This window comes from Cryobacterium sp. Y57 (assembly GCF_002929505.1).
In the GTDB taxonomy this organism is placed as follows: Bacteria; Actinomycetota; Actinomycetes; order Actinomycetales; family Microbacteriaceae; genus Cryobacterium.
In genome coordinates this window covers 12,290-29,735 of the sequence record NZ_PJJL01000061.1, presented here as the reverse complement: position 1 = coordinate 29,735, position 17,446 = coordinate 12,290, and the positions used below count along the sequence as shown (strand labels likewise).

Sequence of the window (17,446 nt, the reverse complement as noted above, 5' to 3'; positions counted from 1 at the left end):
GCTTCGGCAGGGGCCATCCGTCGTTTAAGGAGACCGTCGACGGGCCGGCGAACGGATGCCGTGGGGCGGCTTCGTGGGGCGGCGCCGCGCGCCGCCCTGCGTCGCCGGGCCCACCTTGTGAACGCGGGCCGAGTTTATAGACTGGGCCCGCGGACGGGGCCCGGGCCCCGTCCGCACAGGGGTCGGTCGGGGAAAGGGAGTGGGGAGACTTATAATCTAGAAGTAGAGTACCTGTGACTAGTTCGGGGGAGAACCGCGTGGCAACCCTGACCGAGATTCTCATCCTGCACGGTCTGCTTCCGATCGAAGCTCTCGACACCCTGTTAGCGGGAGATCCTGCCGACGAGGGCGCCGTTCGAGGGCTGGTTGACAGCGGAGTGATCACCGAGTTGCAGTTCGCGAAGGCGCGGGCCGCCCAGGCCAACCTGCCCTTCGTCGAACTGCTCGAATATGCAATCGAAGCGAATGCCCTCGCCCTCGTGTCGGCGCTGCTCTGTCGACGACACGAAGTGCTGCCAATCGGAATTGAAGGCGGGCGGCTCGTGCTCGCTATGGTCGACCCCGGCAATGTGTTCGCGCTCGACGATGTCGGTGAAGCCTCTCGACTGCGAGTGTCCCCGGTGGTGGCCGAACGCAGCGACCTGCTCGCTGCGATCGCGCGCTTTCATCGCGCCGATGACGAACTCAGCAACCTCACCACCGCGCTCGAGGAGGAGAACGATTCGAGTATGTCGGCGCCTGAGGCGTCCGATGAGGCGAGTGACGATGCCGCACCCATTGTGCGCTTCGTCAATTTGCTGGTGAGCCAGGCCATTCAGGATAAGGCCAGCGACATACACATCGAACCGGGTGAGGCCAGCCTGCGAGTGCGCTACCGCATCGACGGTGTTCTGCACGAGATGCCGAGCGCACCGAAGAGCATTCAGAACGGTGTCATCAGCCGCTTGAAAATCATGGCCGACATCGACATCGCCGAGCGCCGCAAACCGCAGGACGGCCGAATGTCGGTCAGCCACGGTGGCCGCAAGATCGACCTGCGTGTGGCCACCCTGCCGACGGTCTGGGGTGAAAAGGTTGTCATGCGTATCCTCGACAACTCGACCACGAGCATGGACCTGCGCGATCTGTCCCTGCTCGACCACAACTATGACGCCTTCAAAACGGCCTACTCGAAGCCGTACGGAATGATTCTGGTGACCGGGCCCACCGGGTCGGGCAAGTCGACGACCCTGTACACGACCCTGTATTCGGTGGCTCGCCCGGAGATCAATGTGATCACCGTCGAAGATCCGGTGGAGTATCGCATGGTCGGTATCAACCAGGTGCAGGTGAATCCGAAGGCGGGACTCACCTTCGCGAGTGCCCTGCGCAGCATTCTGCGGTGCGATCCCGATGTCGTTCTGCTCGGCGAGATTCGCGACCACGAGACCGCCCAGATCGCTATCGAGGCAGCGCTCACCGGGCACCTCGTGCTCTCCACCCTGCACACCAATAATGCACCGAGCGCGATCACGCGCCTCACCGAAATGGGCATCGAACCCTTTCTCGTGGGCAGCGCACTCGACTGCGTCGTCGCCCAGCGATTGGCCCGCCGCCTGTGCGAACGGTGCAAAATGCCTGACCTTCGGAGCCGGGAGCAGCTCGCGCACCTGCGATTTCCGCTCGAGCCGGAGCTGGCACTGCCCGTCATCTACCAAGCGAACGGATGCGCCAGCTGCTCCAATACCGGCTACCGTGGGCGGCTTGCCGTGCACGAGGTCATGACGGTGACCGAGGAGATCGAACGGCTGTGCGTGGCGCGTGCGTCAAGCGCGGAGATCGCGCACACCGCTCAGGAGCAGGGAATGGTCAGTCTCCGGGACGATGGCTGGGCCAAGGTCGGGCTCGGGTTCACCTCGGTGGACGAAATTCTGCGAGTGGTCGCTTAGGCCGAAAGGACAGTCACGATGAGTCAGGAAATTTACGAGATTCCGGTCACGCCGCCGGGCGTCGCTGCGGAAAGCTGGCCGCTCGACGACCCCGATCTTGACGTCGGGCCGGACCCCGCGCTGGTCGCGGCGCTGCGCGAGGTTGTCGTTCAGAGCGCCTCCGACCTGCACGTGACGGTGGGGGCGCCACCGTGCATTCGCCTTGACGGCGGGCTGCGGCCGATTGCCGGGGCCGCGGTGTGGAAGCGTGACAAGGTCGCCACGGCGTTGTTCAGCCTGCTGACCCGCGAGCAACGGCGCCAGTTCGACGAGGAACTCGAGCTCGACTTCGCCTACACGACCGCGGGCGCCCGGTTCCGGGTGAATTACTTTCAGCAGCGTGGAAGCGTCGGTGGTGCTTTTCGCCTGATTCCCGGGGAGATCAAACAGCTCGGCGAGCTCGGTGTGCCCGATGCGGTGGCCCAGTTCGCCCAGCTGGCCCGGGGCCTGGTGCTCGTGACCGGTCCCACCGGATCAGGTAAGTCGACGACCCTGGCCGCGCTCATCGACCTAGTCAACCGCACCCGCGCCGACCATATCGTCACGGTGGAAGACCCGATCGAGTTTCTGCACCAGCACCAAAAATCCCTGATCAACCAGCGTGAGGTCGGTCACGACACCCACAGTTTCGCATCCGCTCTCAAACACGTGCTGCGGCAGGACCCCGATGTGATTCTTATCGGAGAATTGCGTGACCTCGAGACGGTCTCGGTAGCCTTGACCGCGGCCGAGACCGGCCACCTCGTGTTCGCGACCCTGCACACCCAAGACGCCGCTCAGACCATCGACCGGGTCATCGACGTCTTTCCGCCGTACCAGCAGGGGCAGGTGCGGGCCCAGCTCGCCGCGACCCTGCAGGGTGTCGTCTGTCAGGCATTGGTGAAGAAGGTCGGCGGCGGCCGGGTCGTCGCGACCGAAATTCTTATCGTCACGCCCGCCGTCGCCAACCTCATCCGCGAGGGCAAGACCTATCAGATCGCCTCCGCCATGCAGGCCGGACGAGCCCTGGGCATGCACACTATGGACCAGCACCTCGCTGAACTCGTCAACGCCGGGTCGATCACCCGTAAGGCCGCTGAAGACAAGGCGCAGGATCAGGAAAGCCTCGCCCAACTGATTCGAAAATCGGACAGCAGCGACCTCGCTGCCGGGCCGTCGGGGTTTGACGGCATCGACTTCGGCGACTCGTACTCCAACCGGGAACAACAATGACCGCCAGTGGTGTTTTCGCGTACAAGGGCCGCACCGCGGTCGGCAAGATCGTCACCGGTCGACTGGATGCGGCCTCCGAGAACGCCGCAATGCAGCGCCTGCGCGGCATGGGGCTCGCGCCGATCTCGGTGGCCGAGGTCAACGTCGGTACCGGGCTGAAACGAGAAGTGCGCATACCCGGTTTCAGCAAGGGCATCGGGCTGAAGGACCTCGCCGTCATGAGTCGACAGATGGCGACCATGACGAGTGCCGGGCTGTCTTTGCTGCGTACCCTGAACATCCTGTCGGAGCAGACCGAGAACCCTCAACTTGCCCGCATTCTGGCGACCATTCGCACCGAGGTGGAGACCGGGTCGTCGCTCTCCGAGGCGATGATGAAACACGCCGCAGTGTTCCCCCCGATCATGATCAACCTCGTGCGGGCCGGGGAGACCGGCGGTTTTCTTGAAAGCTCACTCACCTCGGTGGCCGCCAACTTCGAGTCGGAGGTGAAATTACGCGACACGATCAAGTCAGCGCTCGCCTACCCGGTCGTGGTGCTCATCATGGCCGTGCTCGCCGTCATCGGGATGCTGATTTTCATCGTGCCGGTGTTCGAGAAGATGTTCGCGGGCCTCGGTGGGGAGTTGCCGCTGCCGACCCAGTTTCTTGTGGTGCTGTCGAAAATGATGGTCTGGCTGGGGCCGTTGCTGCTCGTGTTCGGCGCCGTTTTCGCCGTCTGGTGGCGCACCAACAAGAACACCGAAGCGGTTCGTCGCCGGGTCGATCCGTTCAAGCTCAAGTTGCCGGTGTTCGGGCCCTTGCTCATGAAGCTCGCCATTGCGCGGTTCAGTCGAAACTTCTCGACCATGATCGCCGCCGGCGTACCCATTTTGCAGTCGCTGGCCATTGTCGGCGAGACGAGCGGAAACTGGGTGATTGAATCCGCGCTGCGCAAGGTGGCAGAGTCGGTGCGCCAAGGCGGGTCGATCGCCGGGCCGCTGGCGCAGGCGCCGATCTTCCCCCCTATGGTCGTGCAGATGATCGCTGTCGGCGAAGACGCCGGCGCCCTCGAGCAGATGCTCGCCAAGGTTGCTGACTTCTACGACCAGGAGGTGCAGGCCACCACGGAACAACTCACGGCACTCATCGAGCCGCTGATGATCGCGTTCATCGGAGTGGTGATCGGCGGCATGATCGTCGCCCTCTATCTGCCCATGTTCAGCATCTTTGAATACGTGAAATAGCGGTCTGAGATTGCCGGAATAAGTTTTCGTGATACCCCCCAATTAAGGGTAGAAAACCGTAAGATCAGAGCACGTGAGAATGTCACATTTCCCATATTCCCACTTTTCCCAGCCCACAGCAGTTCCACAGCATAAGGAAACCACGCTCATGATCCGACCCCTGATCGACCGCACCCTGCACGCACTCTCCCGCACCCGCACGGCGATTCGAGAACGGCAACAGGGATTCACCCTCATCGAGCTGCTCGTGGTCGTGCTCATCATCGGCGTGCTCGCCGCCGTGGCGATTCCGATCTTCCTCAACCAGCAGGAGGGCGCCAAGGACAGCGCCGTCAAAGCCCAGATCACCCAGGCGAAGACCGCCGTTGTCGCCGAGATGGTCACCAACACCTTCCCGACGCTCGGCACTGATGGCAGCTTCACGGCGAGCGCCTATACCAAGAGCGAAGAAGTAACTGTAAAGCTCACGGGTTCGGCCGCAGCGTTCTGCATCACGGGCGAGTTCGATGGCTCTGACCGCATCTTCGCTATTGACGACAACGGTGCTGCCCTGGAGGGGACCTGCGTCGCCAACGTCGCTACCGAATAGTTGTCGCCGGTGGGGTGTCAGAAGTGGCTCCCCACCTGCATTCCTCTTGTGAACCCGCTGAATCCATCCATTCTCACTGCAACGCTACGATCCGCCGAGGGGGCGAGCATGCCCGATTCGCTGCGTCGCTCGAATTCGTGCAACGAAAGCGGATTCGGAGTGGTCGAAATTGTCGTGGCCATGTTCCTCATCGGGCTCTTAGCCGTTGCTTTTCTGCCGATTCTCGTGCAAAGTGTGCGCGCCACCGACACGAACGTGACCCTCGCCGAGGCGACTCAGGTTGTGGCCCAGCAACTGGAGCGGGTTGGGGCTGCCGGGTCGAGTTGCTCGGCGGTGAAGGCCGTCACTGCGAGCGTTCCGGCGGCGGTGGAAACGAAACGTGGTTTTCTGCAATCGCACTTGAGGCTCAACCTGCCGTCTACCGACGTCTGCGCCGAGCCGTACCTGCGCGTCGTGCAGCTGAGGGTGTGGGCATCGGCCGTCGGGTCGAACGACGAGTTGGCTGCCGCGGAAACCCTCATTCTGTTGGATGCGCCATGACTTGCCACGCGACGTCAGCTTCGCGCCCTCCGGACTCGGGATACACCTTGATCGAACTTCTTGTCTACATGAGTTTTACCGTGGTGGTACTCACGATCATCGGCGGCATGCTGATCAGCTCGGTGGGAACAGAACGGGACGTGCGCAGCACGACCGAGGCGACCAACCTCGGACAGCTGATTAGTCGCTCGGTGCAATCAGGTGTGAGAAACGCCTCGCAGGTCTCGCTGCAGAGCCTCGACGACACCCAGTTTCTCGTGGCGCGAACCGCGGGCGGCGCCACCTCCGTGGTCTGGTCGTGCCAGGCATGGTTCTACACTCCGGCTGACGGCGGCTCGCTGTACACGAAGCGCACTTCACCGGCGAGTCTCATCACCGCACCCGGCTCTGGTGATCTGGCTAACTGGATCAAGTTGGGCGACGGCGTCAGCACAACCGGTGCGGCGGTCTTCGGCGGGGTAAACGACCGCATCACCGTAGCCCTCACCCTCGATGCCGGCGCGCAAAAACCCGTGGTCGTCAACACGACGGTGAAGCCGCGCACACTCGCAACGATTGGTGAACCATGCTTGTGAGACGCGACGGTGCAAGCGCTGAGGACGGCAGCGCACTCATGGCGGTGATCGGTGTCATGGGCGTGATGATCGTGATCACCCTCACACTGACCGCGGCGACTCTAAACGCGCTTGATTTCACTACAAGCACCCGCGCCTCGGTGCAATCGGTGGCGGCCGCCGAAAGCGGAGTTAGCGCCGCCCAGCTCAGTTTGACCCAGGGCATCTGCCGGGCCAGCTACTCACGACCCTCACCGCAATTCACAGCCGAGGTGGCATATTCCGTGAGCTCGACCGACAACGTATGGGTGGCGGGCTGCCCGGCCGCCGGCGTTGCGGCTGTGCGCTTGCGCGTTGAGTCAACTGGAAGCTCGTTGACCGGGTCGGCGTCGGATAGGACTCGAGTCGAGGCGATCTTCGAGTACGAGTCAGCCGTCCCCCCGGGCGTGCAGCCGAGTGGCCCGGCCATGTACCTCTATGGCGGTGTCGTGTTCATGAACAATGCGGACCTGCTCGTGGCCGAGTCGGGTCGGGCGGCCATCCAGGTAAAGAACGGAAACGTATCGTGCTCCACTAACACGGTGATCGAGGGTGATGTAGTCGTTTCGGCCGGCAGCCTCAATATCAGCGGATGCTCCATCGAAGGTAACGCGTGGGCCACCGGTGCCGCGACGCTCGGCGCTGTAACGGGCAACCTCACCGCGGCGAGCGTGAATCTGACGGCGGCCCAACGGGCCAGCAGGATCGGCGGCGTCTACACGCGCTATATCGTCGGAACGCCGATTCCCATGGTGCCGCCCTGGGTCGATCTCAACTACACACCGAGCGACTGGATCGATGCCAGTGGAGTGCCGTATAAGGTCACGTCAATCGGGGCTGGGTGCACCATTGACGCGCAGACTCTCTCTGCGGCCGCGAACAGTGGTAAACCCGTCATCATCAACGCCCTGGCTGCGTGCTCTTCTGGTGTCACGGCCGTCGGTACGGTAAAACTCAGCTCCGATGTCGTGATATTTGCCGACAAATTCACCTTCGTCAACAACGTGCATTTTCAGTCCTCGTCGGCATCGCGACACAAGGTCTGGTTCATCACGCCCGACCGGGTGGCCGACAATCTGCCCACCTGCGGCGCGTCGCAAGGCGACTTTTTGATGAAGAACAGCTTCACGGTAGCGCCCACACTCGACGCCATGACCTACACACCCTGTCGGTTCAACGCCATGAATAGTTTCGAGTGGCGTGGCCAGCTCTATGCGAACGGAGCCAACGACTTCAAGAACAACACCCGGTTCGAATCTGCACCGCTCGGCCTGCCAGGAATCGACCTCGACACGGGCACGGTGACCGGAGGCGGCTCGGCTGGCGCTGTTTCCCGGCTGGGAAACATGACGTCAATGAGGGACCTGAGTGATGGATAGCACACCGTGACGCGCCACGTCGTCGGCATCGACATTGGCCGGGCTTCGCTGCGGGCGGTCGAACTGGCCGATGCTGACCGGGAGCGGCCGACCATTGTGCGATTCCATGAGGAGGCGTTGCCCGACGGCGCCGTGGGACGCGGCGAGGTACTCGAACCCAACACGGTCGCCTCGCAGCTGAAACGGTTGTGGGCTGGTGGCAAATTCACCAGCAGGAATGTCGTCATCGGTATGGGGAACCATCGGGTGGTTGCTCGAGACCTGACCGTTCCGGCGCAGTCGATTCGGAGCATCCGTGAGGCGTTACCGTTTCAGGTGCAGGATCTGCTTTCCGTTCCGGTGTCTGAGGCCCTGCTGGACTTTTATCCGATCAAGGCCGTTCCCGGCGATGGCCAGTCGGGGCCGCAGCTCAACGGACTGCTGATCGCCGCGGTGAAGGAAGTGGTTTTGCGAAACGTTCGGGCGGTGCAGTTGGCCGGGCTCAACCCGGTCGCGGTCGATTTGATTCCGTTTGCCCTCAGCCGTGCCATTCGTCGGGGCCGCCCCACCGACGATGTGGTTGCGCAGATCGACGTCGGAGCCGGGACAACGAGCATCGTGATCACCGCGTGCGGAGTGCCCCAGTTCGTGCGGCTCATTCCGGCCGGCGGTGACGACCTCACCCAGGCACTCAGCGCGCGGCTCGACCTGCCCGTCGATCAAGCGGAGGCCCTTAAACGCGCCTCCAGCATCGGCTCAAGTGGGCCGCTCCCGGGCGGGTCAGCGGATGCCGCTGGGCCGGCCGATATCGCGGCGATCGCCGGGCTCGTCATTCACGAGGGCGTGAGTGAACTGCTCGCCAGCCTGCGGAACACCGTGAACTACTTCATCCACACCCGGAGCGACCTGCCCGTGACCCGTATCGTTCTCACCGGGGGCGGAGCACGGCTCGGCGGGTTCGCCGCGCAACTCGCCGAACTCACCCGACTGCCGGTCGCACCGCCGAACCCGACCGGCGGCCTCGCCGTTGGTCGAGGAGTCGACACCGAGCGGCTGGCGAATTCAGGCGGCGACTATCTCGTCGCCCTCGGCCTCGCACTGGGGCGCACACCATGAGTGCGCCGAAGACAGATCACGACCCGGTCATCGGCGGTGACCCCCGGGTCGATCTGCTGCCGCCCGAAATCACGGCGGAACACAAAGGGCGCAGGCTGCGGCGGGGCCTCGCCGTCGCGGTCGTCGCGGTCGTGCTCGTCACGGGCGCCGGCATCGCGGCCGCCACCTGGGAAGCCGCGCGTAGTCAGGCCAGCCTCGCCGTCGTGCAGACGCGCACGACCGAACTCCTGGCGGCGCAGAGCGAATACATCGAGGTGCGCCGGGCGCAGGAGGACGTCGACGCGACCATCGCGGCCCGCCGGCTGGCGACATCCGTTGATATCGACTGGACCGATTATCTGCAGCAGATTCGCGCTCGACTGCCCGGCGACGTCGTGATCGGCGCCGTGGTGCTGGACGCGGGTTCGCCGTGGGTGCCATACGTGCAGGCGAGCGCGCCCTTACAGCCGAGTCGCGTGGCGACCATCAGCCTCACCCTGACCAGCCCGACCCTGCCGAGTGTTCCCGATTGGCTCGACGCGATGGCGACCCTGCCTGGGTACGCCGACAGCGCACCGACCCGGGTGGCGTTGCTCGACTCCGGTGCGTACGAGGTGAGTCTCACGCTGCACGTCAACGCCGAGGCGTTCTCCAACCGATTCGCAGAAGCCGAGGTGAGCCAGTGACGACGACAAAGTGGTGGCTGGTGGGGGCGATGCTCGTCATCGCGCTCGTCGTGCTGGCCGGGTTCACCCTGGGGATATCGCCCAAGCTGGAGGAGGTGGGCGTGACCCGCGCGACGCGAACCGCAGCCCTCGCCCAGAACGAGGTCTACGAACAGCAGCTCGCGGCCCTGCAACGTGAATTCGACGGCCTTGAAAGGGTGCAGGACGAACTTGCGGTATTGCGGGCGGCGATCCCGGAGGGTGCTGCGCTGCCCGCTTTTATCGGCCAACTCGATGCCATTGCCGGTCGCACGTCGGTCACTGTGACTGAGTTCACGTCGGCCGACGCGATGCCGTATGTGCCGGTCGTGCCGGCGCCCGATGTGACGGCGCCCGGCACCGACGGCCCTGCCCCGATCGCGCCTGTGACCGACAGTGACGGGGCGGGGACAGCGGATGCTGCAGCGGCGAGCCCGCTGGTGACCGCGGAGAATTTTATCGCGGTGCCGGTCACGATCTCGGTCGCTGGGAGTTTCGATGCCGTGCTGGAATTTCTTGACGGCGTGCAAAACGGGCAGCGTCTGATGACGGTGACCTCGTTCAGCTCGGGTACGCCCACTGCTGACACTTCCAACCGGGTGACGGGCCAGATCGCGGGGATTGTCTATGTGCTGCTCGACGCCAGCTGAGGTCTGCGCTGAATGAGGTGCGTGCGTGCGTGCGTGCGAGCGACTGGACGGACGAACGGTTTCGTATTGGTCGGTCGGATAGTCGGCTGGAACGTACGCCCACATGCGCGGGTTGGCCTGCAGGGTGATTCTCCGGCCGGCAACCAAGAGGAGGTGCTGACGATGGCGTCAGCCAATGCACTCTTTTTCCAAGCGGACCCGACCGGAGCCCACTACCCCCATTGTGGGGGTGTGCCATTTCCCCGAGTGGGTGACAGGGCCGAGTGTCGTGGTTAGGCTTAAACGTGGTACCGGCTGAGTCTTTGCGAGCCAACACAAAGACGCCACAGAGAAACAATGCAGGTCGGGGGAGCAATGGGTAGACGGCTTCCTTCTGCTCCGCCCGTTTTGTCGGGATACACCTACGTGCGCCCCCTCGGAACCGGCGGATTTGCCGACGTTTTTCTCTTCGAACAGAACATGCCCCGCCGTTCCGTTGCGGTCAAAGTGCTGCTGCAGAACATCGTCGACGACGATGTGCTGCGCTCGTTCAACGCCGAAGCGGACGTCATGGCGCGGCTCAGCTCGCACCCGTCTATTCTCACCGTCTACAACGCCAGCATCTCTGCCGATGGCCGCCCGTACCTGGTCATGGAATTCTGCCCCGGCTCCTATTCTTCGCGAGAACGCGCAGAAGCGCTGCCGGTAGCGACCGTACTGAGCGTTGCCGTACGCATCGCCTGCGCCCTCGAGACGGCGCATCGCTCCAAACTGCTGCACCGCGACATCAAGCCATCCAACATTCTCACGACCATATTCGGCGGCCCGGTGCTCGGTGACTTCGGCATCGCCGCCTCCCTGGCCGGCGGCGCTCGCGACGAGCTGTTCGCGATGTCGCTGCCCTGGAGCGCACCGGAGGTCGTCGACGAACGCACCAGCGGCACGGTAGCGACCGAGGTCTGGTCATTCGGCGCCACCATGTACTCGCTGCTGGCCGACAGGGCACCGTTCGAACTGCCGGCGGGCTCCAACGGGTCGCGCGCGCAATTGAAACAGCGCATTGGCCGAGCGAAATACACCAGCATCGGGCGAGCGGATGTTCCCGCCTCTCTCGAGAGTGCCCTCGCCCGCATGATGAGTCGCGACCCCGCGGCGCGCCAGGCGAGCATGCTCGAATGTGCCTACGACCTGCAGCGCGTGGAGCGGGACCTCGGACTGCCCCTTACCGCGCTGGAAGTGGCCGACGAAGCCCGGGCATCCGCTGGTGCACCGGTGGACTTTGACAACCACGAATCGCGCGGCGCTGTCATCTCCGGTGTCATTATTCCCACCCTGCGCCCCGGCCCCCGGCGCAGCACGCGCCTTCCGGCGTCCCAGACCCGCGAAGGCACCCTGCTCGGCGATCACGACACCGGACGCACGCGGTTTACGCCGCTCACGCTGAGTCTGCTCCTGTCTGGCGCTGTCGTCGTCGGCATCGGTGCCACCATCGGTGCTCTCGTGATCGCCGGTGTGATCTGATGGCCGGTAAACGGGCCCGTCGTCGCCTGCCCGGGCTCTCGAAGGCTCGCCTCGGCGTGATTCGCATTGCCTCAGTCGCCGCGATCGGCGCGTTGCTGGCCACGGTGGCGATCGTCGCTGATGGTTTCGATGTGAAGCAGACACCGGTGAACGCGAGTTCGATCTGGGCATTGCAAAGTGGCGACGGCAACCGGTATGCCCGCGTCAACACCGACCTGGGCGAACTGGACACCGTGAAAACAGTGCCAGCACCCAGCGGACTGGTGCAAACCGATTCCACCGTGCTGCTCTTCGCCCAGAACAACGAAAAAGTGGTCGACGTGAGCCTTGCGGCACCGATCAACCTCGGCGACGACGCAGGCGATTACGACAGCACGCCGGCCGGAACCCGCACCATCGCGTCGTCGAGTTCCTGGGTCGGCTACCTCACGACCGCGGGAACGGTCTTGGCCGGGGCAGTCGGCGCTGGGGAAGAGCCCCGCGCAGTGAACCCCTACGCCGACGACGAGGTCACCCCGGGCGAGGCGCCACGCGCATACCGCTCCGACGCCATCGCAATCACGCCTGACGGGGTGCTCTACAGCTACTCCAGCGAGGCAGAAAGCATGCTGCGCTACTCCATCGTCGACGACGAAATTCTCGGCGAGGACGCTGTCACCGACGGCCCGGCCGAACCCGGAAGTCAGCTGAGTGTCGTCGGCGACAGCTGGGCGTTGCTCAGCGTGGCCGGTGACGAACTGTGGCTGGCCGGCCACAGGGCATCGGTCGAGACCAACCTGAGCGAACTGGCCGTGCTGCAACGCCCGAGCATCGCCGCCGCCGACGTGCTCATCGCCGACCAGACCGGCCTCGTCGCCTTTGCTCTGACCGACGGTGCCCGTGCCGAACTGGTCGGCAATTCCGAGGCGGTACTCGGCGCCCCCGCCGCGCCGACCCCTTTTAAAGGTGAACGCTACGCCGCCTGGCTGCCCGCTTCCGGTGCCGGCGGCACACTGTTTCGCGAGAGCGGCGGCGAATCTGTTCTCAGCTACGGCGCGGTCACTCCGAACGGCGACGCCGCGCCCGCGTTTCGCGCCAACGAGTCACTCCTGATTCTCAACGACACCCAGAGCGGATGGGTGTGGACCGTTCCTGACGGCGCATTGGTCGCGAGTTCCCAGGACTGGACCCTGGCCGCCGCCGAAAAGCCCCAGCGCCAGGACAAAGTGGAAGAAGCCTCCGAAGTCGTCGAACCGAAAGCCCCCGTGGCCGTGCCGGATTCTTTCGGCGTGCGCGTTGACCAGCTCGTTGTGTTGCCGGCGTTGCTCAACGACCATGATGCCAACGACGACGTGCTCAGCGTCGTGCCGGCCTCAGTCACCGGCCTCGATCCCGATTTCGGCACCGTCACCGTCACGGATCACAACCAGGCTCTCGCCGTGCAGGTAGCCCTCGGCGCCAGAGGCTCGGCAACTTTCAACTACGCCATCACCGACGGATCCCGCACCGGCGGTCTCGATTCGCCGTCGACCACGGTCACGCTCACCGTGCACGGCAACGACGTGAACACGGCGCCAATCTGGTGCGGTACCGACGGCTGCCTGCAGGACTGGCCGAGCCCGGAGGTGCAACCGGGCGGAACAGTGACCGTGCCGGTGCTGCCCGGCTGGGTCGATCCCGACGGTGATCCCATTTTCGTCGCATCCGCTGTAAACACCACGGACATCGGCTCGGTCAGTGTGACGCCGGCCGGCGTGCTCGTCTACAAGCACCCGAATGCGGCCGAACAGTCCGCGCAGTCGGCCACGATTCTGGTGCGCGTCTCCGACATTTACGGCGCCTCGACCGAGAAGGTGCTCACCATCGTGGTCACACCGACGCCGCGGCTCACGGTCGAACCCTTCGCGCTGCTCGCGTCGGTGAACGAGCGGCTCACGGTGAACCCGGCCGAGTACATCTCGGGAGCTGCCGGACTGTACCGCATCACGTCGGCGACGACCCCGTCGAGCGCCGAGGGGGCGACCGTGAGCATTACCGCGAACGGCACCGCCATCGACTTCGCTGCGACCACGATCGGCAACTATACGGTCAGCCTCACCATCGCCGACGACGTAGCCGAGTTAGTATCGTTCGTGCGCATTTCGGTGGTGTCAGCGGATGCTCAGGTCCTCACGACGTCACCGGTCACGGTTTTCGTGCGGCCCAAGGCCGACACCAGCGTCAACGTCTTCACCGCCGTCTCCAACCCGGCCGGACGAGTGCTGTTGCTCGGCGAAGCCATTCCCGAGACCGCACTCGGTGCTTCGCTCAGCGTCGACGTCGTCGGGCAAAACATTTTGCGGGTGCGCGGCTCCACTGCCGACGAACGGCCGGGCAAGCTCGGCACTGTGCGCTACACCGTGTCGGACGGCACCGAAAACCTGCTCTATACCGTGCGCGGCGAGGCCACCGTCTACCTGCTCGAGGCATCCGTTCCGCAAGCTCCGATCGCCAGAAACGACAGCGTCTCGGTGCGGGTCGGTGTCCAAATCGACATTCCGGTGCTCAACAACGATGTGGCGCCCGATGGCAACATCGTGATGCTCAACGCCGAGTCCGTGCAGAACCGCAGCGACCAGGGCCTCGCTTTCGCAGCTGGCGCCGAACTGCGCTACCTCGCCCCCGACGAACCGGGCAGCTACGAGCTCGCCTACAGCGTGTACACCGCTGGCGCGCCCGAACTCATCGACTCCGCCGTAGTCTCGGTGGAGGTGCTCGCCAACGGCGAGAACACGGCGCCGCAGCCGCACACCCTCTACGGTCGCGTGCTGTCGGGCGAGACGATTGAGATTCCCTTCAACAGCTTCGGCACCGACCCCGACGGCGATACCGTCGTGCTCGATCGAGTGCTGACCCAGCCGGCGCGCGGCACGGCCTCGCTCAATGCCACCGGGGATGCCATCGTCTTCTCCAGCCCGCTCGACTATCACGGCGCCATCGAATTTCAGTATCGTGTGCGCGACAGCGCCGGGTCCGCCGGCGTCGCTCTCGTGCGCATCGGCGTACTCGACCAGCGTTCCAATCCGAGCCCGATCACCTTCAGCGACTACGTCGAGGTGCAGGCAGGGCCGGCCAATCAGGTCGTCGTTTTTCCCGCCGCCAACGACATCGAACCCGGCGGCGGCAGCCTGAGCCTGAGTGCCGTCACCCCCGACGCTGCCGTCGGCACCGAAGAGTACGACGCCCTGGCGCAGCGCATCGACTCCAGCACCGATGAGCGAGTGGTGTTCACGGCCGGCGACGAGCCTGGCCTGCTCACCTTCGTCTACTCGGTGACCAACGCCAACGATGATGTCGGCCAGGGACTCATCGTGGTCAAGGTCGTGCGCACCTCGGTGCCCGACTATCCAGTCGTGATCGATACGACCCTGACCCTTGACGAACGAGACGGGTTTCCGAAGGGCATCGACGTGGTCACCGACAAGGTGTCCTGGAACTCTGGAGATGTTTCTGACCTCACCCTGACCCTGTGGGGTGAACACCCGGGCCTCGACGTGTCCGGCTGGAAGATCAGCGGCGACGTTCCCGACGAGGGACTGCTCGCCCCGTTCGCCGTGACCGGACCAAATTTTCAGGGTGTCGTAGTGACCACCTATGGGTTCCTACGCATTCCGGCGAAGGATGCGATCATCATCGCGCTCAAAAAAGGAAACGTCGACCACAACGTGCGGGAAGATGCTGCCGTCAGCTTTGATCTGAAGAGCCTCGTATCGATTCCCGCTGATTCCACGCTGGAACTGCAGCGTACCGGCATCCGTTCGTCGGGGGAGCGCGGCAACGCGACGTGTACGTTCGACTCCGGCACGACGGTCATCTACACGGCTGGTTCCGACGCACCGTGGACCGACTCCTGCACGGTGCCAGCACGCATTGACGGGCAGGAGGACTACACGCAGCTGGTTGTGCCGATCGTGGTCGAGCCTCTCGATCCTCAGCCGGAACTGCGGCCGGCGGCGCTCACTGCAAGCCCCGGCTCGGAAGCCATCCGTTACGACCTCAGCCACATGGTCGAGTGGCAGGGCAAGGGTGACGTGCCGGCACTGACCTTTGCGATCGGCTACTCGTCTGACCAGTTCACCGTGACGCAGAACGGCTCCATTCTCACGATCGGTGTTGCTGACAACGCCGCAGCCGGCCGCGAGGCAGCCGTCATGGTGAGCCTGTCGAGCCACCGCGAGGTGGTTGCGGCAGCGCTCGCACTCAAGGTGGGCCCGGCGCCGAGCGAACTGCCCAAGGGCGGTACTGTTGCGGCGACCTGCACCCAGTCGTCGGGATCGAGCTGCTCAATCGCGGTCGTCGGCACTGCCGGTGAGGTCAACCTCTACCGCGGCACGCCGCTTGAACTGGTCTCCGTCACCGCCCCGAGTACCTGTGTAGGAGTGTCGTTCGCGGTCGAGAATTCGCGAAACGTGCGGGCGACCTGGTCTGGTGACACGGCCGGCGGGGTCTGCGAGGCGAGCTTTGTGGTGCGCGACGCGCAGGGCAAGCTCAGCGCCGGAAGCCGAAATGGGGCCGTGACGGTGGATCTACAGGGCTACCCGAAGGCTCCGAACGCCGTGGCCCAGATCGCCTACGATGACCAGGCAATCACACTCTCTGTCAGCCCGGGCGGTGCCAATGCTGCCTACCCGGCCCTGGAAGGCTTCACTCTCTACCGAAATGGTGCCTCGGTAGCCCGCTGTGACACGTCGGGTGACTGCGGGGTGATTCGAACCGCCGAAAACGGTGAGAAGGCGCTCTACGAGGCCAAAGCCGTCAACTCGGTCGGTGAATCCCGGAGGGGGGTCAGCGTCACGGCCTGGTCGTATGACACCCCGGGCATGGGCGAGATCACGGCCGAGCCGGAGTACGATCCGGCCGTAACGTCGGCAACGATGGGTGCGGTCACCATGGCCATCGTGAACACCGACGATTCCACGAATCGATACCGCATCGGTAATGCGATCATCGATGCCGCCGCCGGGCCGACCACCGTACACAAGCTGGCGCTCGGCGTGGGCGCGCAGACCGTGACCGTCACCCCCCTCAGCAGTTTCGAGCAGCCGGCGGGAAGCGGACCGACCGAGCAATCGAGGAGTCAAACGGTGCTCGTGGCTGGATTGCCCGGTATTGATTCGCCCGGATCATTGTCGGCTGACGACGAGTCGATTACCGTGTCGAGCGTTGATTTCAACCAGAACTCCAGTGCCCTCACCGAAGAGTGGCTGTACCTGGCCTCTCTGGGTGACTATGCCGACTGTCGTCTTACCGGCGATGGACACGGGCTTTTCTCGCTCGCCACTGACCAGTCGAAGACGCAGACGATCTCTGACTTGACCAAACACGAGAAGTATTACGTGACGGTCTGCTACTCCAACGGCTATGGTCTGGCCACCGCGCAGCTCGAGCCGACCACGACCTGGGTGAAACCTGCCGTCCCGGGCGACAACGCGTATAAATACGCTGTGTCGGGACCCAATGACGGCCAGTACCGGATTGACGAGCCGACGGGCACCGCATCATCGGATACCAGCTTCATGACTGTCTTCGACGGCATGGACGCGATCGTTGATGGCGTCGAGCCGGCCATTTCGGCTAGGTACTGCGCGATCAAGGACCCGAGCAAGTGCAGCGATCCGTCGCCGGTTGGAGCGGTCGACCCCAACCGAGGTTGGCAGGTGCAGTATTCGATATTGGGTGCCACTGACGGATGCGTCCCCGGTGCGGAGATTAAGTTTGCTCACACCAGCACGTCGTCCGGCACGGCCGAGGTCACCGTTATTGGTGCGGCGTACCAGATATCAGACCCGAACAATCCCAACCCAACGACCTGGACTTATGTAGATGGTGCGAAGGTTCCCACCAATGCCACTCACATGAAAGACGTTCGCTGGAGTCTGACCTGGACGGCGGAACGGGTCAAGGGTCTGGGAACGGTCAGCGACACCAGCAACTCCACTGCAATTACCTGCGGCCCCGCCTCGTAACGTTTTCGCCACACTGAAAGAGCCACAC

Annotated in this window: 12 protein-coding genes; all 12 read left to right on the top strand. The window is 64.1% G+C overall.

All coding sequences use genetic code 11. The annotated features are described in order from the left end of the window. Nucleotides 1-257 precede the first annotated feature (257 nt). The 12 genes from CXY72_RS06170 to CXY72_RS06115 all read left to right on the top strand — a co-directional run bounded on the left by CXY72_RS06170 (nucleotide 258) and on the right by CXY72_RS06115 (nucleotide 17,418). Nucleotides 258-1,928, top strand: a complete 1,671-nt coding sequence (locus tag CXY72_RS06170) for a GspE/PulE family protein (protein ID WP_104126821.1) — start codon at nucleotides 258-260, stop codon at nucleotides 1,926-1,928. Nucleotides 1,929-1,946: 18 nt separating this feature from the next. Beyond that, nucleotides 1,947-3,179 carry a type IV pilus twitching motility protein PilT gene (locus CXY72_RS06165; protein ID WP_104126820.1) on the top strand — a complete coding sequence of 411 codons (1,233 nt, stop codon included), beginning with the start codon at nucleotides 1,947-1,949 and terminating at the stop codon, nucleotides 3,177-3,179. After that, nucleotides 3,176-4,405: a type II secretion system F family protein gene (locus CXY72_RS06160; protein ID WP_104126819.1), complete on the top strand. Its 1,230-nt coding sequence runs from the start codon at nucleotides 3,176-3,178 to the stop codon at nucleotides 4,403-4,405. Before CXY72_RS06165 ends, CXY72_RS06160 begins: the two co-directional genes overlap by 4 nt. A 148-nt stretch (nucleotides 4,406-4,553) precedes the next feature. After that, nucleotides 4,554-4,994, top strand: a complete 441-nt coding sequence (locus CXY72_RS20400; RefSeq protein ID WP_104126818.1) for a type IV pilin protein — start codon at nucleotides 4,554-4,556, stop codon at nucleotides 4,992-4,994. 108 nt (nucleotides 4,995-5,102) lie between these two features. Continuing rightward, nucleotides 5,103-5,534 carry a type II secretion system protein gene (locus tag CXY72_RS06150; protein WP_146071090.1) on the top strand — a complete coding sequence of 144 codons (432 nt, stop codon included), beginning with the start codon at nucleotides 5,103-5,105 and terminating at the stop codon, nucleotides 5,532-5,534. Between the two features lie 47 nt (nucleotides 5,535-5,581). Next, nucleotides 5,582-6,109 carry a hypothetical protein gene (locus CXY72_RS06145; protein ID WP_158252503.1) on the top strand — a complete coding sequence of 176 codons (528 nt, stop codon included), beginning with the start codon at nucleotides 5,582-5,584 and terminating at the stop codon, nucleotides 6,107-6,109. Next, a complete protein-coding gene (locus tag CXY72_RS06140; protein WP_104126815.1) occupies nucleotides 6,100-7,506 on the top strand; it encodes a hypothetical protein in 1,407 nt (468 codons plus the stop codon). Before CXY72_RS06145 ends, CXY72_RS06140 begins: the two co-directional genes overlap by 10 nt. A 6-nt stretch (nucleotides 7,507-7,512) precedes the next feature. Then, complete coding sequence (gene pilM / locus CXY72_RS06135; protein ID WP_104126814.1) at nucleotides 7,513-8,601, top strand: type IV pilus assembly protein PilM; 1,089 nt, start codon at nucleotides 7,513-7,515, stop codon at nucleotides 8,599-8,601. Beyond that, nucleotides 8,598-9,266, top strand: a complete 669-nt coding sequence (locus tag CXY72_RS06130) for a hypothetical protein (RefSeq protein WP_104126813.1) — start codon at nucleotides 8,598-8,600, stop codon at nucleotides 9,264-9,266. The genes pilM and CXY72_RS06130 overlap by 4 nt, the downstream gene beginning before the upstream one ends. Then, a complete protein-coding gene (locus tag CXY72_RS06125; RefSeq protein WP_104126812.1) occupies nucleotides 9,263-9,934 on the top strand; it encodes a type 4a pilus biogenesis protein PilO in 672 nt (223 codons plus the stop codon). Before CXY72_RS06130 ends, CXY72_RS06125 begins: the two co-directional genes overlap by 4 nt. Before the next feature lie 405 nt (nucleotides 9,935-10,339). Continuing rightward, complete coding sequence (locus CXY72_RS06120) at nucleotides 10,340-11,434, top strand: serine/threonine-protein kinase (protein ID WP_370446222.1); 1,095 nt, start codon at nucleotides 10,340-10,342, stop codon at nucleotides 11,432-11,434. Continuing rightward, nucleotides 11,434-17,418, top strand: coding sequence for an Ig-like domain-containing protein (locus CXY72_RS06115; RefSeq protein WP_104126810.1), 5,985 nt, complete (start codon nucleotides 11,434-11,436; stop codon nucleotides 17,416-17,418). Before CXY72_RS06120 ends, CXY72_RS06115 begins: the two co-directional genes overlap by 1 nt. Nucleotides 17,419-17,446: the final 28 nt, after the last annotated feature.